The sequence below is a fragment of the Exiguobacterium sp. JMULE1 genome (assembly GCF_013337175.1).
In the GTDB taxonomy this organism is placed as follows: domain Bacteria; phylum Bacillota; class Bacilli; order Exiguobacteriales; family Exiguobacteriaceae; genus Exiguobacterium_A; species Exiguobacterium_A indicum.
In genome coordinates, this window is sequence record NZ_SGWC01000002.1 from 2593489 (window position 1) to 2618546 (window position 25058).

19 protein-coding genes and 1 riboswitch are annotated in these 25058 nt (G+C 45.3%); of the genes, 5 read left to right on the top strand and 14 right to left on the bottom strand.

All coding sequences use genetic code 11. The features are described from left to right. Positions 1-563: 563 nt before the first annotated feature. Complete coding sequence (locus EXW93_RS13720) at positions 564-2687, top strand: 5'-nucleotidase C-terminal domain-containing protein (protein WP_174316595.1); 2124 nt, start codon at positions 564-566, stop codon at positions 2685-2687. Positions 2688-2732: 45 nt separating this feature from the next. Here EXW93_RS13720 and EXW93_RS13725 read toward each other — a convergent pair whose 3' ends face one another. The 3 genes from EXW93_RS13725 to EXW93_RS13735 form a co-directional block, all read right to left on the bottom strand. Continuing rightward, a complete protein-coding gene (locus tag EXW93_RS13725) occupies positions 2733-4091 on the bottom strand; it encodes an ankyrin repeat domain-containing protein (RefSeq protein WP_174316596.1) in 1359 nt (452 codons plus the stop codon). Positions 4092-4257: 166 nt separating this feature from the next. Continuing rightward, positions 4258-5277 (bottom strand): Delta(5) desaturase DesA, encoded by a 1020-nt coding sequence (gene desA / locus EXW93_RS13730; RefSeq protein WP_023469419.1) that lies wholly within the window; start codon positions 5275-5277, stop codon positions 4258-4260. A gap of 471 nt (positions 5278-5748) precedes the next feature. Next, positions 5749-6450 carry a tyrosine-protein phosphatase gene (locus tag EXW93_RS13735; RefSeq protein WP_055969154.1) on the bottom strand — a complete coding sequence of 234 codons (702 nt, stop codon included), beginning with the start codon at positions 6448-6450 and terminating at the stop codon, positions 5749-5751. Between the two features lie 104 nt (positions 6451-6554). Between EXW93_RS13735 and EXW93_RS13740 the strand changes: the two genes are divergently transcribed. Together EXW93_RS13740 and galE are read left to right on the top strand one after the other, a co-directional pair. Then, entirely contained in the window at positions 6555-7535 is a 981-nt protein-coding gene (locus EXW93_RS13740) for a hypothetical protein (RefSeq protein WP_174316597.1), read from the top strand. A gap of 73 nt (positions 7536-7608) precedes the next feature. Further along, on the top strand, positions 7609-8616 hold the full coding sequence (galE, locus tag EXW93_RS13745) for a UDP-glucose 4-epimerase GalE (protein ID WP_035396028.1): 1008 nt from the start codon (positions 7609-7611) through the stop codon (positions 8614-8616). A gap of 128 nt (positions 8617-8744) precedes the next feature. Here the strand turns inward: galE and pelG are convergent, their stop codons facing one another. Genes pelG through EXW93_RS13770 form a run of 5 tightly spaced genes read right to left on the bottom strand, consistent with a single transcriptional unit; the run spans position 8745 to position 15564 of the window. Then, entirely contained in the window at positions 8745-10205 is a 1461-nt protein-coding gene (gene pelG / locus EXW93_RS13750; protein ID WP_035396025.1) for an exopolysaccharide Pel transporter PelG, read from the bottom strand. Next, positions 10186-11604, bottom strand: a complete 1419-nt coding sequence (gene pelF / locus EXW93_RS13755; protein ID WP_023469424.1) for a GT4 family glycosyltransferase PelF — start codon at positions 11602-11604, stop codon at positions 10186-10188. Before pelF ends, pelG begins: the two co-directional genes overlap by 20 nt. Beyond that, positions 11601-13436: a DUF2194 domain-containing protein gene (locus tag EXW93_RS13760; protein WP_023469425.1), complete on the bottom strand. Its 1836-nt coding sequence runs from the start codon at positions 13434-13436 to the stop codon at positions 11601-11603. Before EXW93_RS13760 ends, pelF begins: the two co-directional genes overlap by 4 nt. After that, complete coding sequence (locus EXW93_RS13765; RefSeq protein ID WP_174316598.1) at positions 13433-14341, bottom strand: hypothetical protein; 909 nt, start codon at positions 14339-14341, stop codon at positions 13433-13435. The genes EXW93_RS13760 and EXW93_RS13765 overlap by 4 nt, the downstream gene beginning before the upstream one ends. Beyond that, the gene (locus EXW93_RS13770; RefSeq protein WP_023469427.1) at positions 14338-15564 is read right to left on the bottom strand and encodes a GAF domain-containing protein; all 1227 of its coding nucleotides are present in this window, start codon (positions 15562-15564) and stop codon (positions 14338-14340) included. The genes EXW93_RS13765 and EXW93_RS13770 overlap by 4 nt, the downstream gene beginning before the upstream one ends. A 71-nt stretch (positions 15565-15635) precedes the next feature. Then, positions 15636-15720, top strand: a riboswitch (cyclic di-GMP riboswitch). A gap of 106 nt (positions 15721-15826) precedes the next feature. Between EXW93_RS13770 and EXW93_RS13775 the strand changes: the two genes are divergently transcribed. Further along, entirely contained in the window at positions 15827-16618 is a 792-nt protein-coding gene (locus EXW93_RS13775) for a glycoside hydrolase family 191 protein (protein ID WP_254606212.1), read from the top strand. Positions 16619-16851: 233 nt separating this feature from the next. Then, complete coding sequence (locus EXW93_RS13780) at positions 16852-17877, top strand: GGDEF domain-containing protein (protein WP_174316600.1); 1026 nt, start codon at positions 16852-16854, stop codon at positions 17875-17877. Between the two features lie 127 nt (positions 17878-18004). On the opposite strand, the gene EXW93_RS13785 is transcribed toward EXW93_RS13780, so the two are convergent. The 6 genes from EXW93_RS13785 to EXW93_RS13810 all read right to left on the bottom strand — a co-directional run bounded on the left by EXW93_RS13785 (position 18005) and on the right by EXW93_RS13810 (position 25043). Further along, entirely contained in the window at positions 18005-19699 is a 1695-nt protein-coding gene (locus tag EXW93_RS13785; RefSeq protein ID WP_174316601.1) for a WD40 repeat domain-containing protein, read from the bottom strand. A gap of 34 nt (positions 19700-19733) precedes the next feature. Next, a complete protein-coding gene (locus EXW93_RS13790) occupies positions 19734-20468 on the bottom strand; it encodes a nuclease-related domain-containing protein (RefSeq protein ID WP_174316602.1) in 735 nt (244 codons plus the stop codon). Next, complete coding sequence (locus EXW93_RS13795; protein WP_174316603.1) at positions 20452-20856, bottom strand: hypothetical protein; 405 nt, start codon at positions 20854-20856, stop codon at positions 20452-20454. Before EXW93_RS13795 ends, EXW93_RS13790 begins: the two co-directional genes overlap by 17 nt. A 165-nt stretch (positions 20857-21021) precedes the next feature. After that, positions 21022-21888 carry a UTP--glucose-1-phosphate uridylyltransferase GalU gene (gene galU, locus EXW93_RS13800; RefSeq protein WP_023469433.1) on the bottom strand — a complete coding sequence of 289 codons (867 nt, stop codon included), beginning with the start codon at positions 21886-21888 and terminating at the stop codon, positions 21022-21024. 17 nt (positions 21889-21905) lie between these two features. Next, positions 21906-23378, bottom strand: a complete 1473-nt coding sequence (locus EXW93_RS13805; RefSeq protein ID WP_174316604.1) for a glycosyltransferase — start codon at positions 23376-23378, stop codon at positions 21906-21908. Between the two features lie 135 nt (positions 23379-23513). Then, positions 23514-25043, bottom strand: a complete 1530-nt coding sequence (locus EXW93_RS13810) for an FAD-dependent oxidoreductase (RefSeq protein WP_174316605.1) — start codon at positions 25041-25043, stop codon at positions 23514-23516. Positions 25044-25058: the final 15 nt, after the last annotated feature.

The following is a 25058-nucleotide window of genomic DNA, read 5'->3' on the forward strand; positions in this document are numbered from 1 at the left end:
TCAACGTATAGCGTGAACCGACACCAAACTGTAGCTTTCCCGTTGAAACAAAAAAATCGACAAGGACTCCTTGCCGATCCATTCACAGGATTAGGTATGTGTAAAGTTAGGAAATTCAATTGTCGTCGGTGGAGAGGCGAGCCCCCATATAATCAAGATTCCCATTATACAAAGTATACCTACGAGTAGACTCCTACGTATCTTTTCATCCATTCGTACTCCCGCCTCCCCATCGCATATTTTTCATATAGTAAATTATACATTTTTTTGAAAATGTTTACTACGCGATTCTCTCAAAATGAGGACAATTTCCTACAATCTATTGTAATCTACGTTTCTTTTGAAGGAGGAACAAGATATAATGTAAGCGCAATCATTTATCTTTTCTTCTTTCAGGTAGAAGAAAACAAACGACTTGCAAGAGTTGTATTGTCGTCGGACCTAAGAATTTACGCATTTTACAAAAGGTTCATGACACGATTGTCCGTTAAGCATTTATAGTAGAAGAAGAGGTTACCGATCGCTGGTTGACCTCATATCATCTCGAGGGAGGATTTTTATTTATGTACAAATCAAAACCGCTTTACGCGGCAGCAGTAGCTGTCGCATTGACGACATCGGCAATCGTGCCGGCTGCACAAACGACCGTATCTGCTGCAACACATGTCAAAGTCAAGACGGTCAAATTGAAGTCTCTCACTTTCACGAAGGGTGAGCCTGTTAAACTTCCGGCTACATACAAGGGAGAAAAAATCTCATGGGGTGCATACAATAAGCACATCTTCAATCGCTACCAAACGGTTCATGGCACATATGGTAAGAAAAAGCTCCCAATCGAAGTAAAGATTCACGTCGAGAATTATGTGATCAAAATCATTGAGTCCGTTAAGGAACAAGTGATTTCAGTCGATCAAAAACCAGTCCTTCCTAAAAAACTAGCTGTTCTTTACGCTAACGGCAAAGTCTACGATAAAGAAATCAAATGGAGCAAAGTTGATACGAGTGAGTCAGGTACTTACTATGCGACAGGTAGCTTGACGCATAAAGGCAAAACGGTCACGACAAAAGCAAAAATCATCGTCCGTGACATCAATACAGATGATTTCAGCCTTGCCTTGCTCCATACGAACGATACACATGCTTCGCTCGATAACGCTCCAAAACGCGCGACTGCTATTAAAGAGCGCCGTGCCGCTTACCGCGCCGAAGGTACACCGTCGCTTCTCCTTGATGCTGGTGACGTCTTCTCAGGATCACTTTACTTCAATGAGTTCAAAGGACAAGCCGATCTTAAACTCATGAACTACATGAAATATGACATGATGACGTTCGGTAACCATGAGTTTGATCTTGGTGCTAAAGATCAAGGTGCTGCTTTGCAAGCCTTCGTTGCTGGCGCTGACTTCCCATTCATCACAGCAAACGTTGATTTCAGTAAAAATCCGCTCTTCAACGGGATGCAAAAGAAAACAATCACGTCTGGTCCGGAAGATGGACGGATCTACCAAGGTGTCATCAAAAAAATCAACGGTGAAGAAGTTGGTTTCTTCGGCTTAACGACAGAAGAGACAGTTGATATTTCAAGTCCAGGAACGGTTGCGTTCTCGAACTACATCAAGAGTGCTCAAGCGACCGTTGATAAATTCAAAGCTCGTGGTATCAATAAAATCGTTGCATTGACACACATCGGTTACGATGATAATCCTGCAGTCGATAATGATCAATTACTCGCTCAAAATGTTGACGGAATTGACGTCATCGTTGGTGGCCATACACATTCGAAGCTTCTTCAACCAACTTACGTACCTGTTGATCCAGAAGTCAATCCGAAAAAGACAGAGCCAACAATTATCGTACAAGCGTATCAATATAGCGAGTTCCTTGGCGATGTCAGTATGACATTCGACTACAAAGGGAAACTCAAATCATACAAAGGTTCACTTATTGACGTAAAAGCACAAGCTCCGGATGCTGGTGCTGCTGAAATCTTGAAGCCTTACGCCGACAAAATTTCTGCTATCAAAAATCAAGAAATTGGTGTAGACATTCTCACTGCACTCCCAAATCCGCGTAAATCGGACGGATTAGATATCAATGTTCGTAACTCCGAAACAGCTCTTGGTAACTTGATTACAGACGGTATGCTTGCAAAAGCAAAAACATTAAATCCTGATACCGTCATCGCTGTGCAAAACAGTGGTGGTATCCGTGCTGCAATTGATGCAGGTCCATTGACGACTGGCGAAATCTTAACGACATTACCATTCGGAAATACGCTTGCAACGGTTAAATTATCAGGAGCAGAATTAAAACAATTGTTCGAAAGCAGTGTGGGATTGTTCCCGCTTGAAAACGGTGGTTTCTTACAAGTTTCTGGTATGAAGCTCGAATACGATGGCTCAAAAGCAAAAGGTGAACGTGTCACGAAGATGACGATCACGAAAGATGGCGGAGTGGAAGAAGTCGTTGATCCAGCGAAAATGTACGTTGTTGCGACAAATGCATTCTCTGCAACTGGAGCTGATGGCTTAACAGCGTTTAAGACAGCTTATGATGACGGACGTTTCACAGACCTCGGTCTCTCTGACTGGGAAACGTTCCGCGACTACGCGATTTCGAAGAAAACAATCGATTATAAAATTGAAGGACGTATCCTTAACGTGGATCCAGCTCTTCAAGGTAAATAAGTTCGTAAAAAGTGCTCCTTCCCGATTTCGGGAGGAGCACTTTTCTTATAACGTTTGAGACGTATGTTGCTTTAACAATCGAATGATGTCGTCTAATTCATATTGCTGTGCCAGCATGAGAGGGGTCAATCCGTCTTTGTTCTTGATCGAGACGTCTGCGCCTTGATCAAGTAACACTTTTACGGTCTGAGCGCCTTCCCCTTCAACCGCATGATGCAACGGCGTATATTTTTGTTCATCCAACTGATTGATTTTTTCCCCTTGATCGAGGTATAGCTCTACCAATTCCTTGTTGTTGCTATATACCGCCGTGATGAATGGACGTTCTCCGAAGTCATTGATTGCGTCCACATCACTTCCTTGCTTGATTAACGCGTCAAAGATTTCCTTTAATCCTTTACTTGACTTCCGGTATCCCAGATAGTGCAGTGCCGTATCGCCATCCGCGTCCACTGCCTTCATGTCACCGTCCGGAAGCTCCGCCTGTACTTCTTCCAACGTCCCCTTTTGAATCGCAGCCATCAACTTCGTTTCCTGCAATCCATTCGCCTTTGACTCATCCGATGACGTGACGACCGCTTTCGCGGAGTCAGTTGAAAACGATACGTTCTGGACGCTCCAACCGATGAATCCGAATACGATCAGACTGGACGCCACTAGTGAAAAACGGATGACTTGTTGTCCGGTCGGTGCCTCGCGCGTCAACCATCCTAACTCGACCAACCGGCGATCTGTCGTCGGCTGTGCATGAACCATCTCACTGACGACTTCTGCTAGCGTGATATGTTTTTTTTCCGCTAAGTATTCAGCAGTATCGATTTCATCGATCAATCGATACCGTCCGTTTTCTTTTAGAATACTCTGCATGACACTATCTGGATCGTCTACAAGATGCATGGCTTGACGATCTCGGTATAAGGATATCGTTCGTAAATAAGCCGGTCTTAAAAACGGAATCCAACTGCCTAGTAGTAATGCGAAGCGTTTTTCCTCGTCATTATGCTTCAGACGGAGTAACTCTCGAACTCGTTCGAACTCATTTCGCTCCCGCATGGCTTTCTCTGGTAAAAAAAACACGTTCGTTCGGAACAGACTCACGCCTCTAATCGGCGATACGTCGTCTCCGACGATATAGATGCGTGGTGTCTTTAAATTCAAACGTTCCGATAACGACGCGATATCATGATATAGTTCCGGAAAACGATATTCGGTTACCTCAATGCCTTCTTGTTGCAATCGGATCACCGAGGAAAAGAGTCGTAATATTTTCCAGGCGAGCCAGACAATCGTTAGCCCCATTAAGACAAGGCCCAAAGCCCCCAGTTCAAAAGACAGATAGACCAGTGCCCCTACTGTCGCAATCGCATTTAAAAACAAAAGCCAGAAGTATATTTTTCCTTTCATGCCAGTCCTTCTTTCTATATGTCTCTTCTCTTTATTCTTTAGTTTAGAGTAACATTTTCAATTTTGTCGTGCCTATATTTTTCCATTCCTTACTCTTTATCGGTCAACTTCTTGTGATTTCAAAGCAAAAAGCACCTTATCTCAAAAAAGATAAAGTGCTACAGACTTAAAGTGATGACGGTTTTGGTTCACGCAGGAGATGCTTGATGTCCTGGAACGTGACAAACGTCTTATTTTTTGCATCGTATAGTTTATAGCGTAAAGATTTTAAGCTAGAGAACAAACCGATCGTCGTCGCCTTTTGAAGCGGTGGTGTCGAGACGTGTGCTTTCTCTAGATGATAGTTCGGTACACGCGGACTCAAGTGATGGACATGATGGAAACCGATGTTTCCTGTCACCCACTGTAATACTTTAGGGAGTTCGTAATATGAACTACCTTCGATCGCAGCCTTGACGTAATCCCATTCGTTTTCATCTTCAAAGTAGGAATCCTCGAATGTATGCTGGACATAAAATAACCAGATACCGAGTACGCCCGCTGTGAACATCGTCGTCCCTTGGATGATCAAGAATGCTTGCCAGCCAATCCAGTAAATCAAGACACCGTATAAAACGACGAGTGATCCGTTAATGAGATAAGTGTTAAGACGCTCTTTCTTCCGTGCATCCTTCCGGTTGAAACGACTCGTCACTAAAATCAAGAGTAACGGACCTAGTCCGAACATGACGAGCGGGTTCCGATAGAGTCGATATTTCAATCGCGTCCATTTCGATGACGCAATGTATTCTTCGATTGTCATTACCCAAATATCACCGACGCCCCGCTTGTCCAAGTTACCGCTTGAAGCGTGATGAATCGCATGTTCTCGTTTCCACTTTTCGTATGGAAATAGCGTTAGCACACCTGTAATGGTTCCTACGATTGCATTCGCTTTTTTGTTTTTGAAAAACGAACCATGTGTACAATCGTGGAAGATGATGAACATCCGCACGACGAATCCCGCAGCGATCATCGCAAGCGGTACTGCGAGCCAGGCTGACACGTGAAGTGCTTGATACGCCAAAAACCAAATGACGAGAAACGGCAGGATCGTATTGATCATCTGTCGGATGCTGGCCTTGATGTCTGCCTTTTCAAAAGGCGAGACATGTTTGCGCAGCTGTGCGATTTTTTCTTTACTCATGTATTACTTCCTCCTCGGGTTGTTCCAGCGTTCACGACGCTAATGATGATGATGCCTAAAAAATGAAAGAATTGAGCGGCGTACGTGACGATGTCCTCGGAGATTCGAACGTAATCATGCCCATATTGATTAATCGCTTGAATATTTTTAGTACCAAGTAATGATATCATATCATATATTTTTCAGGATTTTGATTTATTAGAAAAGTTTTTTAAAAAATAAGGCTGACAAAAAAGAATGACGCGTCTTTTCACGCCCTTTCCTCAGGCGAGACTCAAGTCAGTTTTCCTGCCTTATTCAGGCATGAAATTGGGGCTTGTTTGTCCCTGATAGCGCAAACATACGCATTTTCCTGTAGGAGTGGCGTATGACGCGTCACTCTTTTTGTTATGAGGTAAGGGTGGCAGATCATCACTCTGCCACCCTTACCTTTGTAGCGACTGACTGTTGAGTCATCCTCACTGTCATGTATTAGACAATTGGCGGTGATACCAAGATTTGTTCAGCGTTCCATTTTAATCGATCGACGACATTCGCTCCAGACCACTGTTCAATCTGTTGATACGCCGGCATAAGATGAAGATGGTCTGTTGCTTTTTTAGCGTTGGATGCGATGAAGTGTACCCATCCTTTTTGAATGGCACGCTGACAAAATAGCTTCTTTTCTTCTCCGTGATGACCGAGAATACTGTGTGTCGCCAGTTGACAACGCACGCCCTTTTCAATTAGCTGGACCAGACGTTCAGGATGCTCGAGAAGTTCTGCGTTATCTTCCGGTTGCGCAAGGATTGGCAAATACCCGTCTTCGATTAATCCGGTCATGACTTCTTCCGTATAGACCGGTAGCGGATCGTCGGGGCAATCGATTAACAGATAGGCGGTATCCGCTAACGTCAAGACGTGCCCTTGGTTGACCGCATCACGCAATCCGAGTGTCAAACGCGTCTGTTGTCCCGGATAGACGAGGACAGGAATCTGTCGCTGGGCCAGTAAAACATTCAGCTCTGCTACGATCAATTGGACTTCTTCTGCTGTCGCATGCGTCGCATATGGTGTTGCGATGATTCGGCGCACCTCTTCCGCAGCAGCACGCCGTGCCATGCGGATCGTTTCTTCGACATGAGTCGCTCCCTTATCGATCAACGGCAAAAGATGATTATGAATATCGATCATCATCGTTCCCCCTTTTCTCATTCGTCGTCCCATAAAAAATGATATCATAAAAGGAAACGGAAAATTCATACATATCCTGACGTTAGAAGGAAGGAGGATGCCTTATGCATCGCGCCTTATCCGCTTTACAATTCTATACCTCTCACACGGAAGTTGATATCAAGCGTCTCCATGAACGAATCCTGCTGTCCTTGTCTTCCTCTTCTTCGCTTCAGGCGACCTGCCTTCATCTGACAGGGATAGCACCCTCGCGACCGTTTCAGCAAGATACGGTTCGTCCAGAAGAGTGGCAACGATTTTTGGACGGTCATCCACACGAGAGCATCGCCGACTTTTATGGTTTCCTCACATCTGTTCCTTTACTAGATGAAGGAGACGAGATGCCGCTCGAACAGACGACGCCCACTGCAGTACCGAAAAAGCGAGTCTTGTCCTGGCGACTCGTCCTCCTCGCGCTCGCTTGCTTCTGTATTGGTGCGCTTGCTACATGGGGATATCAGACATGGGCGAAGAAAGACGTAATCTATCATTTCGTCTCCACGAAATCGAGTCCGATTTATCGTCATCCTGATTCCTCGACCGTTCTTCAATCCGCCGACTTTGGTGATGCATTCCCTGTCCTCGATATCGTCAAGGATCGTGCGCGTATCCAGCTCCCTGACCGGACGCAGGCATATATGAAAGCGAGCGACCTATCCGAAAAAACGATTGGTTCCATGATGACGGATCAGGCGTTGTTGAAATGGACGGACGCATATATGACGCTTCCGAAACAAACACGAGCGACCGATCTATTGGATGATCCCGCTACGACATGGGTCGGTCTCGGATCACCGAAACAGAAAATCAAAACGGCTGTAGATGAAACATGGACGTATGAGTCATTCACCGTACACCTCATCGATGATCGCGCATACGCCATCGATTGGAAGAGCCCACGCCTTTCCCAAAAAGAGTTGGCGCGTCTTGGGACGTTCCAGCGGACGAATACAGCGGGACGACTGCGCATAAGCACCCATTATCAATTACAGATCATCGAGTCCGAGTCGCGTATTCAGCTGATTCGTCTAACAAAACGGATGTAAAGCAAAATCAAGAAAAAACCGCTCTCTTTATGCTATTATTAGATAAATAATGGAATTTAACGGAGGGTATCCTATGAACATTTTAGTAACAGGAGGCGCTGGCTATATCGGCAGCCATACCTGTCTCGAACTGCTACGAGAGGGTCATGAAGTCATCGTCGTCGACAATTTAAGTAACAGTCATCGGAGTGCCCTTGAACGTGTCGAACACATCGCGGACCGGACGGTCACATTCTATGAGTCGGACGTGCGGGATGAATCGGCACTCGAACGGATCTTCCAAAACCATTCGATTGATGCTGTCATTCATTTTGCCGGTTTAAAAGCGGTTGGTGAATCGGTATCACGCCCGTTGTTCTACTATCAAAACAACCTGATCAGTTCGCTCGTCCTACTCGAAGTGATGGACCGGCATGATGTCAAAAAACTTGTCTTTAGTTCATCTGCGACCGTCTACGGTGTGCCGGAGACGACACCAATCACCGAATCTGCTCCGCGCTCCGCGACGAATCCTTATGGTGCGACGAAACTGATGATCGAGCAGATGCTTGAAGACATCGCGTTCGCTGATCCGACGTGGGATATCACATTACTCCGCTACTTCAACCCGATTGGTGCCGATATGAGCGGTCTGATCGGTGAGGATCCAAACGGTATTCCGAACAACTTGATGCCATATGTGACACAAGTTGCTGCTGGAAAACTCGATACCCTTCAAATTTTCGGAAATGATTACGATACGGATGATGGTACGGGTGTCCGCGATTATATCCATGTCGTCGACTTAGCGAAAGGACATATCAAGGCACTCTATCATGATCATTCCGGGATCGAGGCATTCAATTTAGGAACGGGACAAGGGACAAGTGTGCTTGAACTCGTCGCGACGTTCGAAGATGCGACGTCTCTGCAAATCGATCGAAAGATCACGGCACGACGTCCGGGTGATGTCGGATCGTGTTATGCGGATGCTTCAAAAGCAGAACGCCTTCTCGGATGGAAGGCGGAGAAAGACTTGTATGATATGTGTAAGGATGCTTGGCGCTGGCAATCTAAGAATCCAGACGGGTATCAAAAATAATAGGTAGGATAAATCGTTTTACCTGCAATTAAAAAGGGCGATCCACTTCCGATACGAATTCGGAAATGGATCGCCTTTTCAAATTAGCCTACATGCTATTGATCTCCTCAAAAGAACCTTTAACCGCTTCACATCCACGAACGATTCAATCGTTCACTCCATCGCGTAAAACGCATCGAGCGTGGCGGTAACACCATCCGACAAAACGTATGGTAATCAATATCCGAGACATAATGGATGAGTCGCATGAGCGCAAACGCAAACGTCAAGGTCGATCCGATCGCGAAGCTGAGACCGTATCCGGAAAAACCGAACGGCGCGATCAACAAAGCTAAAATCCCATTAGAGAAGAAGAACACGCATGAAATCCATGCCGCTCCTTTTTGATCTTCAAAATACAGTAACAAGAGGGTCAAGACGAGAACCATCGCATTCGAGAACGCACCGATCGTCGTCATTTGGAAGATGCTAATCGTTGCTTCAGGTAATGCGAGGTAACCGAGCAACGTCGAGGCGAACAATAAGGTGAACAGCGTAAACAATCCTTGATTTCGAAACAGTCGTTGTAACTCCTGTCGTAAGACGAGTAACATCGCGTCCCGCGCTTTTTCAACTTGATCCAGCGTTCCGCCCTCGTTCGCGTATCCATAGAAGATGCGATACCGTTCATAGAAACGCGTCTCGACGGAAACGACGAAGATCGTCATCGTCGGGATGACCGTCAAATAGGATAAGAAGATTGCCGTATCGTATAACGGATGATAACGGAATGTCCCGAGATGAACAGCACCGCCGTCAGAGAACCAGATGACCCAGTTCCCGACCCACACCCCGATATTGTAGAGAAAACTTGTCCAAAAAAGCGCCGGGTAACGATCAAAATAACTCAAGTAGGTAAACTGATTTTTCGTCCCGCGTTGCGGGAACGTCAACAACATCGAGGTGAATAGACCGAATAACGTGATGATCATGCCGAATGTGAAACCTGCCGTTAAGGCAAGACTTGGTGTCACGATACCCGTTACATACTCCATCAGATACCGATCAATCAGTAAGACCGATCCGACAGCTACGATACCGCCAATCAAAAAGCTGTATGCGACAGCCTGATAGAACTTCGCGGCACTTAAGAATAGGAAATGCACCCAGATCAAATTGATCGTCATGAACAATATGAAGATCAGCCCGTTCAACAAGAACGGAAGTTTTGAGAAGCTGAGGAAGATGAGAAAGGCGATACTGCCTAACGCCATCGTCATCTTCGTCATACCTAGAAATGCAGGAAACAGATCTTCATATCGTTTCTCGTAGAAACAGTCCGCCAAATAGCGCGTGACGACGAGTTGCTGAATACCGAGCAACACTTGTGAAAAAATGAAGCTGTATGAGACGACTAGATTGAAGGTCGTCCGTTCTTCAAAAGAAGCAATCGACAGGAACGTCGTCAGCCACTGGGTCACAGCGATCGTCAAGATGACGATGAGCCATGGACCGGACGTGACGAGTCCAGCGAAAGCATATGCCTTTAAACGAGATGAGAAATAGTCCTCTTGAAACAATTTTTGAAGCTTAAACCCGATGCCCGCCATACGTCACCCCCCTCTCTTGATACAATGTTTGATACTCCGAGATGAAGCGGTGCGTCTGGTAATACGCAAGTGCGCGTTCTTTCCCATTTCGTCCAAAGCGAATCGCTTCTTCCGGATGTGACTGGAACCAGGCACACCGTTCTGCGATCCGGCGAGGATTGACCGGTGGCACGACGAATCCAGCCGGACCGTAAGGATCATCCTCACGTCCGTTGATCAGCTCGGAACATGCACCGACATCAGTGACGACCCACGGTATCCCTGCAGCCATGCCTTCTAGGACAGCCAGTGGTTGACCTTCGGAAATACTCGTCAACAAGCAGACATCAAATGATGGTAGATAGCTCCGGATATCGACCTTTCCGACGAGTTTCACACTCTCTGATAGTTCAAAGAGATCGATTTGTTCTTGGCATTCACGGGCGTATTCCGGATCCTCTTCAAGCGGACCCATGATCGTCATTTCAAATGGAACGTGCATTTCCTGTAAAACCTTCGCGGCATGGATCATCGTCTTGATGTCCTTGATTGGAACAATGCGGACGATTGCGCCGATCCGAAGTACATCTTGCTTTGGAGTATGTCCTAACGCAGCAAGTCCTGTCGCATCAATTCCATTCGGGATGACGCGAATTTTTTCGGCAGGTGCTCCAAGTTCACGCTGTAATTCACCGTTTCGGTCAAAGAGCGTGATGATATTGTCCGCCCCAGCGTAGGCTTCGCGTGATAAGTGATGGAAGAACTGCACCCAGTGCATGCGGTATTCTTGTGGAATCCACATCGCTTGGACGAGCTCCTCTTCTCGTTCACGGGAGTAGATCCCGTGTTCCGTTAGGACGAACGGAACGTGTTGGCGTTGTTTGATCGCCGCTGCGACGAGTCCCGCATATCCCGTCGACGCGGAATGGATCAAATCGACGGTCGGTAAGTCGGCTTGGAGCAGTTCCAGAACAGGCGCATACATGCTACGCCACATCCATAAATAATCGATGAAGGAGCCAGCTTGTCGTTCTTCCCGGTAACTCGTCTTGACGAGATCAAAAAAGAGACGACTTGAGAAAAATTGCGTCGATGTTCCGATCGCCTGACCAAAGAGTGGGAAAATCGACGTGTTCGTCGCTTGGAATCGCATCCATCGTTTGATATCCTCTTCCTGCTCCGGCGTCAACGTCTGTTTTAGCGGACGCGTCTCATGCGTTTGATCGAGTGGAAGGTTCGTCACACCAACGACGTTCGCGGGAAGCGTGTAACGGAACTCTGCTTCCGTCATGCGTGTAGGTGTGATCGTGATCAGCTCGAACTCATGCTCTGTCATTTGTTGAATCAGCATATGTGCCCAACTAGCGACGCCACCACTGACATAAGGGTAACTCCCTTCTAACACTAAACCAATCTTCATTGGGATCCCTCCAGTACCGGTATGCGCGCGAAGTTCTTCTTGAGTTCTACTTCGTATAAATCGTCCGCATCTCCAAGTTTTCGCACTTGCCCGTATGCGAAGGACCCGGTCGCTAGTTTTCCTTCATTGACACGAACGACCATCTTCGAAGGAAGGAGCATTTGACTACCTGAAATCTCAATCGCTGTTTTAGAATAACGAACATCGATTTTCGATTCTTGATACAACTTCATTTTTTTGTAGCCATCGTACTGTGTCATGCTCTCGAGATACGGATAATCCGTATGGATCGTTTTGAACATCTTTTCTATCGAACGTTCCATCGTCGGCCATCCTTGCCCTTTTGAGCGTCGTTCATCAAGGACGTCATCCGGGTGGATGAAGTGCGAGACAAGTCCGAAGTTCGCGACCGCATCTGCTAAGACAAACATGTCTTCAGGCGATTCATTATATCCGCTTGTGATCCGTGGGAAATTATAGAGATTCTTATAGGTCGAATCTGGTTCGAACTCCTGAATGTAACTTCCTTTTGATGGGTCTCCAATATAAAGAGACGCGATAATTAATCCATCCGGAAATGCTTCATTTAAGACGGATAAACCGGTCGGACCAATGATGTTCGAAGGTGGTACATAGCTGCGCAATTGCTCGTTCGGGAAGAAATACTGATGTGCCGTTTTCACTTCTTCGATACCTTTCATCATCTGCTTACGGTTCTCCCAAGTGATATATCCGAGACTCGGATCCATCGTTTCCCCGTTAATGATGAGTGGTTGGTGGTTATATCCATGTAAACCAAGTTCTCCACCCATCTTCAATAATCCGCGTCCAAAGTTCAGCATCGGAAAACGAATGTTTTCAATCAATTGTTTTTCCGTATCATAAATCGCATTCTTGTAGCTTCCGATGATGAATCCGGAATAAATGACATCCTGTTCCTTCGCGACCCGTTGCATGTCTTTCCACCAGACTTCTGCAAAGAAATCTTTAACGGTCAAATCATAGTTTTTCTGAATCGCTGGATTGGAGGCATCTGGTACGGGTGCCGGGAAATCATCGAAGTGCGCTAGCTTTACAGCGACTTGCTGACTGACGAATGTCGGAAACAGTAATGACAGGGACTGGACGAGTAGACCACGCGAGTTTTTTTCGAGTAACGAAGAAGTATTCCAGAACAAGACCTCTCCTTTTCCGTATTCATGGGTCCATAAGATCGGATTCCCATCAGCCTCGATTTTGACGTCGGCATCTTTTAACGTCACATCCGCAATACTATGGACAAACAAGGTAGAAGTCTTCGGTAAATCGATATACCCGGGAAATAAATCTTTTTTGAATGTCATCCCGTTAACATCCTCTTTAAAATCACCAAAGCGTTCTACCCCTACTAAGTCGCCCCATTTCGGATCAATAAAGCGACCAGCGATGTACAAGCGACCTCCTTGTTGGACGAACTTTCGGATGGTCTCGTACGGCCATTCCTTCGTATGTTCACCGGATAAGACAAGCACTGTCCGGTCACTCGGTTGAAGCGTCTTGATGTCTGACGTACGAATCCGTTGGTGATCGATCTTCGCATATTTCAATGCGTACGAGAAATTTTCGATTGCGCCTTTTGATAGATCGCTATCGTTTTGAAGCAGGTAGACACGAAGTGCTTCCCCTTTTGCTTCAGTCGTTTTCGTGTTTGCTGTCTCGAATGAACGGACCTTCGTTTTTTCAGAAGGAATCAGTCGATGTGGATAATCGAGACGAAACAGCTGTACGATGCCCATCGTCACGAATAAGACGACAAATAATCCAATGAGATAGCCATAAGGTTTCTTATTCATTGGTCTCCTCCTTCCAAACGTTCCAATATGAAGCGATGCTCTTCTGGAATATCCTCTTCTGCTACTGTTGTTCTTAACTGATGGAGCACCGGACCGATCGAAGTCCAGTCCTGCCGTTGAAAGTAATAACGAATCAACGCTAAATATCCGTCTGGCAACGTCGGATGGATCTGAATCATCTCTTCGTAGAAGGAAATCGCTTTTTCCTCTTCGCCTTGACGTATCGCCATTTCCGCTTCCGCTACAATCCGGACGAGATCCGTCGGATAGAGAGCGCGCATTTGTTCTAGCACGAGGTGAAGTCGCTCATCGAGTCGACCGATACCGCCTTCATCTAATAGACCACTGTCGAGGAAGGTTTTACATTCCTGAATGAACAGATGATACGTCGTCACGTCTACCGGATTGAGTTGTTGTTCCCGTAGCCGAAGATTTGCTTCATAACGGTCAAATAAGGAATTTCGGACCGTCGCTGCGTAGTGGACGGTTTCCGAGTCATCATGATCAAGTCCGTATTGCAAATACTTTCCGGTCTCCTTCAAGGACGATGTCGTTAAATGGATCATCGACTGTTTCCGGCGTTTCGCATCCATGTTCAATGCCTCCTTGATCGGAACCATCTCCATATTGTCTGCAGCTTGCTGCTGCAGTCCTTCAAGATTCATCACATCGAACTGCACATATTCATCGTAATCCAGTAACGTATCGGAAGAAGCAAAACGACGGGAAATCAGATAAGCCAGTCCCCCCAGTACTTCACCGAGAAGTGGTAGGACGGCACTGAACAAGCACACGAACGTTAAGATCCCTCGCTCTTGCTCCGGCAATCGAAAGACGAGTACACGATAAGCCAACACGATGAGCAAAAGATGAAGTACGTAAAGCATGAGCAGGAGTGCCGTCATTGGACACGCCCTCCTTTTTGAACGTACACAGCCTTGATTCGTTCGAGGAATCGGTTCGCATGTTCTTGAGGTGTTCCGGGTAATAAGAATTGGAGGTGCTCCGTGTTTTCATCAAAACCGATCAGGTCAATTTCACGCATCGATTGTCGCAAGATCAATTCCAGTTCAATCAGAGAGAACGGTGTATTTCGAATATCAAGTTGAACGAGACTATACGGCTGACCATAATGCTCGCGTCGATATTCTTGATACTTCACTTTCTCCTCGAAGTGCTCCCGTTTAAAGATGCGCGTGCCTTCGATCAATTCATGACGCGTCTCGATCCATTCCATCAGCATCGCTTTCTCGATGCGTGAGCCTGTCCAATCGACGATCAATTGCATGACGTGCATCTCATAGTTCGTCAAACGTTCGAAGGCGATCGATTGAATGACGACGACTTCCTGGATGCGTCCGTCATAACGGATTGGTGCAATCAGTAACGGGACATCCGTCTCATCAATTGTCCGGATGGCAATCGCCTGTTTCTGGAACATCCGTTGATAGATGCCTTGTTCCGGATCGATGAACATCGTTTGCGGCAACAGTTCCTTATCACCAAAACGAATATGCAAACGAAGCGTACGACGTGACGCATCAACGTGATAGATCGCGATTTCCTTCGCATCGAAGGAATCCTGTAAGATTTGCAACAGCTTATCGCGTACGATGTCCGCGACGGATTGATCAAGTTCTGTTCCGATCCGGTAAATGTTCGTCAACGTGTGATTGGATTCAAGCACTTTGTTACGCATTGCCTCTTGCGCAACGCGCAATTTTTCGAGCGTATCGCGCAACCGTTCGTTCTCTTCTGTCACTTCCTCTTGTCGTAAGCGTAAGGATAGATAACGTTCTTGGAAAGAAGTACTGAACATGCCGCATGAAATCGCGACTAAGAAGTGCAAAATGATCCATGACAATTCGCCACGATCATAAACGAAGAGTAAGACGTCTTCTCCCGCCCAGGCGAGAGAACTCAGGTGATAAATCATCGTAAACAGAAAACTCGCGAATGCTCCGAGGAGTCCATAACGGAGAGAAAAAAGTAAAATATAAAAAATAAGCGGATCAATCGTCCATTTTAAGATCGAAAGGTTAAACATATAGTCTAAAGTGCCGATAATAAGAATACTAACGATCATCTCAATCCACTTGATGCCTTGCCGGTGCTGAGTATATATCATTTTATTCACTCCTTTTGTTTTTTATCGGTATGAAGATGGAAGAAATGTATCGTTGGAACACTACAATTTCATATCGAGAAGGGCAAACTTACTGAAAAGTAAGGGCGCAAAGACATGGGTCGTCGATCTACGGATACCGATCGCCAGTCTGCAATGCCGCGGCCGCTCTCTGATAATTAATCAGGAGGCTATCAACATGGGTATTATCTCACTCAAGCGCATGACGTCTATTTTGTGCATTCTTTTATTAGGAGTGTTCTTCATGTCGTCACTAGACGCAAAAGCAGAAAAATCCAATCCACTGGACGATGCGAAGTCGTACAAAGTTTACTACGACGCACCGTCAGCAGCGAAAATCAAAAAGATGCAACAATACGATGTCATGATCATCGAACCCGTCTTTTATTCCGCTGCACAAATTAAACAGATCCAACAAAACGGTACAAAAGTATACGGCTACATCAACACGATGGAAGCAGACAACTGGAATACGGATTTGATGGGACAACTCGTCGAGTCAGACTTTTTCCATCGCGATGGTCAGCGTATTCATTACGCTGAATGGGATTCGTACTTAACGGATATTACATCGAAGCACTACCAAGCTGTTTTAATGAAAGAAGTCGAGAAACAAATCGTCCAAAAAGGACTAGATGGCGTTTTCCTCGATACAGTCGGTAACATCGATAACGAACATGCCGACCAGCCTGCCGTTCTTGAACAACAACGGGTAGGAATGACAAACTTCTTAAAATCACTAAAAACAAAACATGCGTCTCTATCACTGATCCAAAACTGGGGATTCGGAACGTTGAAATATCATACGTATCCTTATGTCGACGGCATCATGTGGGAGAACTTCAATTATTCAACGGTCGCCAACGATCAGTGGTCAAAGGATCGGATGACAGACCTCCAAAAATTGAGTCAATCTCAAGACATCAAAACATTGACGATTTCTTCTGTACAAGGAACAAAAAGTGCGACACTCGCTCAAAAGAATGGATTCCTTCACATGAAATCAAACGTCGATTTGAATTACAATAAATTCTAAACCCTTTCATATACCACCTTATAAAATGACAGTGAATCCCATCACTTGTCAAGTATCTGGCATATGCTTTACTTCGAAGATGAAGGACCATTCCCCTCTAAAATCTGAGGAAAATGGTCCTTTTTGTCTCGATAGAAATCTATTATGTCAAATACTGATATACAGTATTTGACACTACTTGTTTTTAATTATATATTTTAGAAAACTATTTGTATAGATTGGATGTCTTATATATGATTCAAAACTGGATGATTCAAGGGTCCATGATATTCGCCCTGACGTATCTCCTTTTAGCCACATACCAACTGATTCGTAATAGAAATAGTGAAATCGCAGGCACTGTCATCCTGATTCTCTGGTTTGGCAGTTACTTGTTGGTCATCGACGTCTTATTTTTATCATATGCATTGATCTGGCAAGTCATTCCTTTTGTTATACTGGCTTATCATCGAGAAAAAAGAGCGTTCTTCAGTATAGCGCTCATCACTTTAATGAATACAGGAATGAAGGCAGATATCGAGCAAGCGCTCCTTTCAGTAGTGGGCATCGTGATTCTCTCCTCACTCCTACAAAAAAAGACATATCTCGCTCTACGCTTAGGTATGCTGCATCTTCTGATCGGAAGTACCATTTTGTTCTTCCTACCGGATCGAACGTTTTCCACGATCGTCTTTCATGTAAGTCTCACGTTATTGATGTACGGTATATTCCTCTATCTGTTGCCGTTGCAGCAACGCCACCGAAAACAGCTCGAGGTCTATCAACATTTAGCGGAGTATGATGCGTTGACGGGGCTTGCTAATCGGCGGGCATGGGAATTACGTGCCAAGACACTCGCTGGTCAATCTTCGACCTATCACTTGATCATCCTTGATTTGGATCAGTTCAAACAAGTGAATGACCAATATGGTCACTCTAATGGTGATGCCGTGTTGGAACAGTTCGCAAAAATTTTAGAGCGCAATACACGCCCAGAAGATTTAGTCGCTCGGATGGGTGGCGAAGAATTCATCGTGCTCCTGACCGATCTAACGGCAGAACAAGCGACTACCATCGCTGAACGGATCCGTCAGGAAGTCGAACGGCATACGTTCCGTCTATTAGACGGCTCTTCGATTCACGTCACGACATCAATCGGACTCTCTTCCGGAAAGCGCGACATTCCTGTCCAGCACTCGATGGAACTCTCAGATCAAGCGCTTTATCAAGCGAAACGATCCGGACGAAACATCGTTCGGATTGCAAGTCATCTGTTATAAAAGCAAACGACCCGAATGTATGATCCAAGCGGATTACACATTCGGGTCTTTCTAATGTTTCGGTTTCATTTTTTAATTACTAGGAACAAGCTTCAAATAAAAAGTCACGATGTCCAGTTAAAGTTAATTAAAACTGCGAGATAGACATCATACGTACAATTTTATATTTATCATAATAAATCTCGACTTTTATTCTAGCTGAATAGTAGGTTATATACGAAAAAATATCAAACCGATCAATTCGATTTTTATTAATATCAAATAAATAATGTACAGCCGATTTATACTTATTCAGTTTATAAGCATCACCAAATGCATGTATTACTTCTGTTTGATTAATATTACGCTTCAGTATAGAAGGGATTAAAGTCATATTTTTAATTCGATTCGAATACTTCTGTTCAGCTGTAGCCTTATTTGTATATATTACCCCTTGGACCATTGGACCATGAAAAACGCTCTCTCTTACACCAATGGCTGCTTCAACACCTTGAATTTGATTAAATGGCGTCGAAAATGGATACGCCCCTTCGAACGTTCCGCTTTTTTCAATATTCGCCCAGTGTCTCTTTAACCAGTCGACGTCGGATAAGCTTGCTAGCGGTGCTTGTGTCACTTTCCCTTTTAACGTAACGGATAGCCCTTCATACGTTGCCTTTAACGTATAACTTCCCGGTTTGACGCCGTACAGTGTTCCTTTCTTGATTTGGACCGTTTTTGATGTCGTTGACCAGTTGACTCCTGTCCGAATCGATTTCGTTTTTCCATCAAATTGTTGAACTGTTAGCTGAAGTGTTTGCTTCTTTCCGGCTTGAATCGCCGCATGTACTTTCGGGATCAGGATCGATGTCGTGCGTTCCATGACTTTACTGCCGTCATAGAGGTTCGTTCCCTCTTCTGAACCAATCATGATTGTATTGGCTTGATCTGTCATCGCAATTGGTCCCTTAGTAAAGTCATCTCTCTTATCGAGAGATGTAAAAATACGGCGTCCCGAACGATCAAACAGGCGGAACTGCTCATCTTCATCAAGTGTTGCAACGTATGACCCAGAAGGATCGATCGCAACAGACTGGACTCCTCGGTCTGTTGCTGTTACGAATCCACGTGGAGCGACCGTTTGAAAGTCATTTTTTCCATCGTAGACATGAACAGCTGTCGCATCTTCTGCGACGACAAGTACATCGTCACGCGTGACATCTATGTCATTTAAAACCGTGTCATCTACGGAAGGGATTTCACGAATAAACTTTCCGTCGTGTGTATAAACGTAAACAGCTTCTTCTCCTTTAACATATACGTATTGCTTCGAAGTCAATAGTTCTCCGAATTGTTGCGTTCCTCGAACGAATGTAACGACTTTCTTATCTAAATCATATCCAATTAACTTACCTTCATCTGATTCATCTGCCAAAAAAATGACGGTATGTGAATTCGGAACGAATACTGCATACGAAAAATTTTCTACTTTTTCTTGATTGATAGAAACCGTCTGTACTTTCGATTGCATGGGTTGTAACGTAGCATCATAGACAACAAATCCATCTTCTACTAAAGCAACATGACGAGTCCCGTCATCGGATACGGTGAAGTCTTTCATGTCTTCTTCTAAAGTGTGTATTTTAGCACCTGTTTTTACGTCGAATGCTTTACTTCCGAATTCATTTGCGTCCATCGCCCAAACACGGGATTGATCTGCTGATATGACCAGCTTCTCTGCTGAAGCGATAGCAGCCGTATTTGGAAACGAAACGATTGCGGAAACGTTACTTCCACCAAGGCATAGTGCACTCACGATCCCAATCACTAAACTTTTTTTCATGTTCCATCTCTCCCTTCGGTTATCTATCCATTTTTTAAGCTGTTCCCTGCTCAAAATAGGACTTGATACGCGCAATATCTTTTGACTCGACTGTCAGTGGTTGCTTTTCGATATAAGCGCGCAACTGGTTGACGTCATTCGTAACGATCGTCTTCTGACTTGTCACGTCGAGAGCGGTCTCATGATCGAATAAGACGACACCTTGAACCCAGAGATTTTTTACTACAGGACGTAAATTATTTGCTAAACGGTAGACATGCGTCCCTACTTGTTTCGTCGGATTGTAGAACTCCTTACCGTATACGCCACCTTGACGTCCGGTTTTTTCGAGATACCAGTTTTTCTCTGCCTCGTCCCCATAGACACGTCCACGCATCGACTTCATTTCAACGACATAGATGCCTGTCGGTCCGACGACGACGGAATCCAGTTCGCTTCGCTTACCCTGCCATTCGATGAATACGTTCGTGTAGATATCATAATTCTCGGGTAACTTCGCTAACTGACTCGTCAGTCGCTTCTCACCATTTAGTCCATGGAGCTGGATCCGGTACTCTTCTGCTGAAATTCCTGCTCGTGACGAGCTTCGTTTTGAGAAGTAGACAACAAGGATGATCCCGAGGACGATACCGACTAACGGTTGTAAAAATAAAAGTAAAAACGCAACTACAAGACTGAGTATGATCTGTAGCGTTCCTTTTCGCTTTTCTTGCTTGTACGTTGAAATCGATTGCTGTAGGTGTTGCGAACCATTATGAACCTTCGCCATGGATGAACACTCCTTTTCCTTCAGTCATTGGACGAGACTCGGAACGTGGTCCTTGAATTCCCGAAACGCCTAATCGATAAAATTCCTGATAGAGTGCCTGCTTCTTTGCAAAAGAAACGTGATGACTCATCATGACTTGTTCATTGATACGTCGTGCATAGTTCCAGGTCGTCGGTGAATTTAAGAAATTCCGCCATTTCCGGAACGTCCGAATCATTTGATCGACTTTGCGGTCGTCCAGTACTTCGTAAACACAAATCTTCATCAACTTACTTAAATAAAAATAACGGCGGATACTACGAATAATATAAGATACAAAAAGAGAAGGAATCGCGATCATAACTAACCCTATAACAATGGTTGCTATTACTTCTGTTTGTTCTGCCATTCAAACACCCCTTTCATCTATTCATATTTTACAATTCATCTTACATTTAATTCCTTTTATTTTTCTCTAATAAAGTAAAGTGTTTTTTTATTTTCGTAATATACCTATAACAATTTTGAAGCCCATCAAAAAACGTGTACACCCCCTCGGGCGTACACGTCTGATTCACTGGAATCGTTTGAGGAACGCTTTTAATTCTTCATGCATTTCAGGATCCTTCATCGCGTATTCAATCGTCGTCTTGACGAAACCGAGTTTCTCACCGACATCATGACGGTTCCCCTCAAAATCAAACGCATAGACTGCTTGATCCGCGTTCAACCGTTCGATCGCATCGGTCAATTGGATCTCACCTCCAGCGCCTTCCGACTGGTTTTCCAAGTAATCAAAGATATCCGCCGTCAAGACGTATCGACCCATGATGGCAAGATTCGAAGGCGCCGTCCCGGACTCCGGTTTCTCGACGAATCGGCGGACCGGATAAAGTCGTCCCTCTTTATCGAGCGGATCGATGATTCCGTAGCGGTGTGTTTCTTTCGGTTCGACTTCTTGAACACCGATGACGGACTGACCGGTCTCTTCGTAGGCGTCCATCAACTGCCGGATCGCCGGCGTCTCCGATTCGACGATATCATCACCGAGCAAGACGGCGAATGGTTCATCGCCGATGAATTGACGAGCCGTCCAAATCGCGTGACCAAGTCCTTTCTGTTCTTTTTGACGAACATAAAAGATATTCGCCAGATTCGTCGAAGCACATACCTTTTCAAGTAACTCCGTTTTTCCCGACGCCTGAAGTGCGGCTTCTAGTTCATATTGATGATCAAAATGATCTTCGATCGCACGCTTGTGTTTCCCGGTCACGATGATGATATCTTCGATTCCTGCGGCAGCGGCTTCTTCAACGATGTATTGGATCGTCGGTTTATCGAGAATCGGTAACATCTCTTTCGGCATGGCTTTTGTTGCCGGTAAAAAACGTGTGCCGAGCCCCGCAGCTGGAATAATGGCTTTTTTGATTGGTTTTTTCATGACATTCGCTCCTTCGATCATTCAGTATGCAGCCAGTTCATCAGGTTGCGGTAATTTTCGATGCCTTGTGTTTCATATAACCCAGGTTTCGTCCGCACATGTGGGAGTGGTCGTTCGACGATTTCGACCATCTTTTCTGCGAATCCCGTGACGTCTCCTTCAGGGACGAGGTAACCATTTTGACCATCTTCGATGATTTCACGCGGTCCGTACCGAACGTCGTAGGCAATGACAGGACAGCCGACATTAATGCTTTCCATGACGGTTAGTCCGAATCCTTCAAAGCGACTCGTCAATAACGACGCACGGGACGCAGCGAAGACTTGGTCCGGTGTCGATGTGAAGTCGTGAATGAGAACATCTTCCTCGATATTCAGTAAATACATCATCTGCTTCATTAATGCTAGTTGTCCATCCTCATCCGCGCCATACAGCGCAAGCTTCGTCGGATGTCCCGATCGTTTGAAGATTGCGTAACTGCGGAGCAAGTGCTCGAGTTGCTTTTGTTTTCCAAAGCGTCCGATAAAACAGAATTGATCCTCTACATGCGTCCGGTCGATCTCGACCGGTTTGATCGAGTGCGGAATGACTGCGAACTGATCATCCGGTATCGGAAAACGCGCTTGAATCTCGTCTTTTTGATGTGTCGTCAAGACGAGATATTTTGCCACACGATCCGATCCTTCGAGAGCGGTTTGGTAAGATTTTTTGATTCGTTGCTGATCTAATTCCAAATGAGAATTATGGAACACGAGAATATTTTTTGTCCTTACCTGACAGTTGAGCAATGACCAGTCGAGAAGTCGCGCATCGTTGAAGACGATATCTCCATCCGTCAAACGATGATTGAAGTAGTAGAGAAATAAATCCTTTTCAGTCTGAAAGGTATGGACAGGACGTCCAAGTTGGTAGGTTTGAATCGAAATCAATTTATTCCGTTTTTGTTCCTCATAATGTTTTTCGCAGTAGATATGACCTTCTTGATCATAGAACTGTTCATGAATTTTTTTATGCGTTTTTGGTGAGTATCGAATCTTGCGATGCAATCGACCGTTATCGTTATATTGCCAACGTTCGACTTTTTTCTTCGATGCAGGACTCATGAAATCTTCAAATGACAGCTGATCACTCGCTTCATGGTACTTCCGGTATAAGACATATGTGTCCCCGTCATAGTACCGGACTGTGTCTGTGTCTACCTGCACAGCTCGTAATCCTTCGATTTCCCGGGAAGTCACAAACGGTGTCGTAGCTCCATATAATCGATTTCCGGAGAGCCACTCATAGATATTCTCAATTTGCGTCGTCTCGCTTAAAATGTTCTTTTCTCTAAAGATTTGTACGATACGATCGTATGCTGCATCATAGTTGGTTGTAAGGATCGTTGTCGCATAGCCAAGGTGTTTTTCGATCATTGCGATTCGACTGAGGAGCGACTTCGTGCGTCCCCCATGTTGTGCCGGCAATGTCGAAGTCATCGTATACAGCATGATTCACACTTCCTTTTTCCCGTTCTCCGAACTATTCTCTGTCAAGACAGACAGTCGCCTGTTTTCTTTTTCATATTTCAGCATCTTTTATTATTTCCGATCTGCCTCTCTCAGAAACTTCAACGAGCATATTGTTTACTCTTCCCTCTTTTTTAACGGTTTAACAGCAGGTCCTTCCATCACTGCCCCGTCGTGTGCAAAGCGCGAACCATGGCACGGACAGTCCCATGAGCGTTCGGCTGCATTCCACTTCGTATCACATCCCATATGGGTACACGTCGTTGAAACGAGATGAAGCCTTCCGGCAGGATCACGATATCCCCCGACTGTCTTTCCATGATGCCGCACAAGTCCTCCTTCGTCAGGCTGAAGATCTTTTGCGTCACGATGTGCTTTTGATACTTTCCCTTTTACGAGTTCGATCGCGACATCCGCGTTATTCTTGATGAATTGGGTCGCGTCGACTGCTTTAAGTTTTGATCGCGTCGGATCAAACAGATGTCGAAACCGATTCGGTGTCCCAGTTAAAAGATCACTGAGTAACAGTCCTGCCGCAATACCATTCGTCATGCCCCATTTTGCAAATCCGGTTGCGACAAAGACGTTCGGGTCATCTGCTGTCATTTGACCGACATACGGGATGTGATCCAGTGTAATCAAGTCCTGCGCCGACCAAAATCGGTCGAACGTTTCCACTTGAAAGGTGTTCGTCGCAAAATCTGCTAAGTGCTGATAACGTGCCATCGTTTCCGTTTCGTGACCCGATAAATGATTTTCACCACCAAACAGTCCTAATCGACGACCGTCCGAAGTACGTGTGTGTCGTAAAGAACGACTTGGTTGATCGGCACTCATGAACATACCGTCAGGAAACGAATCGTCGACGAATCCTGAAACGATGTACGATCGATGAACTTCAAGCTTCGAAAAATATAATCCTTTGAAATCATGAAACGGAAAATGGGTTGCGATCACGACCTTCTTAGCTTCAATACGATGTCCATTCTCAAGGACGATCGTCGGTGTTCGATTACTTTCAATCGTCGTCGCCCGTGACTTTTCATACAGCGTCCCACCTTGTCGGACGAAATGTTCTGCTAAGCCCTGTAAGTACTTGACGGGATGAAACTGTGCTTGATCGCGCAGAACGACCGCCCGCTTCACGGTGTACGGCAACTTTTTCTGTACTTCATCTGTCGCATCGCCACCGTTTATCTCAAGACGAGCATACGCTTTGATTTCACGATCCATCGCATGCTCTTTTGAAGAAGAGACATACAGATACGCGTCTTGGGTCTCAAGCTCACACGCTAGATCAAGACGTTCGACTTGATGACGAAGAAACGTAATAGCTTCTTCATTTGCTTGATAATAAAGTCGTGCTTTGTCCTCTCCTACACTTTTGATCAATTGATCATAGATGAGACCATGTTGAGACGACACCTTTGCCGTCGTATATCCAGTCGTACCAGCTGCCACCTCTTCTGCTTCAATAACACCCACGTCATACCCTCGTTCTGCGAGTTGCAAAGCGGTGACTAAACCGGCAATGCCAGCTCCAACGATGACGACATCATGTTTTGTGTCTGTCTCAAGGGGTGGATACGATACACCAGCAGATGATGCTTTCCAATACGATGACGGGAAACCGGATAATTCAGACATACAAAAACTCCTCTC

Excerpts from the sequence above, each read along its gene's own strand:
- EXW93_RS13720 (WP_174316595.1), top strand. The coding sequence starts at position 564 with ATGTACAAATCAAAACCGCTTTACGCGGCAGCAGTAGCTGTCGCATTG.
- galE (WP_035396028.1), top strand. The coding sequence starts at position 7,609 with ATGAACATTTTAGTAACAGGAGGCGCTGGCTATATCGGCAGCCATACC.
- EXW93_RS13725 (WP_174316596.1), bottom strand. The coding sequence starts at position 4,091 with ATGAAAGGAAAAATATACTTCTGGCTTTTGTTTTTAAATGCGATTGCG.
- EXW93_RS13810 (WP_174316605.1), bottom strand. The coding sequence starts at position 25,043 with ATGTCTGAATTATCCGGTTTCCCGTCATCGTATTGGAAAGCATCATCT.
- EXW93_RS13805 (WP_174316604.1), bottom strand. The coding sequence starts at position 23,378 with ATGCTGTATACGATGACTTCGACATTGCCGGCACAACATGGGGGACGC.
- EXW93_RS13735 (WP_055969154.1), bottom strand. The coding sequence starts at position 6,450 with ATGATCGATATTCATAATCATCTTTTGCCGTTGATCGATAAGGGAGCG.
- pelF (WP_023469424.1), bottom strand. The coding sequence starts at position 11,604 with ATGAAGATTGGTTTAGTGTTAGAAGGGAGTTACCCTTATGTCAGTGGT.
- EXW93_RS13790 (WP_174316602.1), bottom strand. The coding sequence starts at position 20,468 with ATGGCGAAGGTTCATAATGGTTCGCAACACCTACAGCAATCGATTTCA.
- EXW93_RS13780 (WP_174316600.1), top strand. The coding sequence starts at position 16,852 with ATGATTCAAAACTGGATGATTCAAGGGTCCATGATATTCGCCCTGACG.
- pelG (WP_035396025.1), bottom strand. The coding sequence starts at position 10,205 with ATGGCGGGCATCGGGTTTAAGCTTCAAAAATTGTTTCAAGAGGACTAT.
- EXW93_RS13770 (WP_023469427.1), bottom strand. The coding sequence starts at position 15,564 with ATGATATATACTCAGCACCGGCAAGGCATCAAGTGGATTGAGATGATC.
- EXW93_RS13765 (WP_174316598.1), bottom strand. The coding sequence starts at position 14,341 with ATGACGGCACTCCTGCTCATGCTTTACGTACTTCATCTTTTGCTCATC.
- EXW93_RS13740 (WP_174316597.1), top strand. The coding sequence starts at position 6,555 with ATGCATCGCGCCTTATCCGCTTTACAATTCTATACCTCTCACACGGAA.
- EXW93_RS13775 (WP_254606212.1), top strand. The coding sequence starts at position 15,827 with ATGTCGTCACTAGACGCAAAAGCAGAAAAATCCAATCCACTGGACGAT.
- desA (WP_023469419.1), bottom strand. The coding sequence starts at position 5,277 with ATGAGTAAAGAAAAAATCGCACAGCTGCGCAAACATGTCTCGCCTTTT.
- galU (WP_023469433.1), bottom strand. The coding sequence starts at position 21,888 with ATGAAAAAACCAATCAAAAAAGCCATTATTCCAGCTGCGGGGCTCGGC.
- EXW93_RS13795 (WP_174316603.1), bottom strand. The coding sequence starts at position 20,856 with ATGGCAGAACAAACAGAAGTAATAGCAACCATTGTTATAGGGTTAGTT.
- EXW93_RS13785 (WP_174316601.1), bottom strand. The coding sequence starts at position 19,699 with ATGAAAAAAAGTTTAGTGATTGGGATCGTGAGTGCACTATGCCTTGGT.
- EXW93_RS13760 (WP_023469425.1), bottom strand. The coding sequence starts at position 13,436 with ATGAATAAGAAACCTTATGGCTATCTCATTGGATTATTTGTCGTCTTA.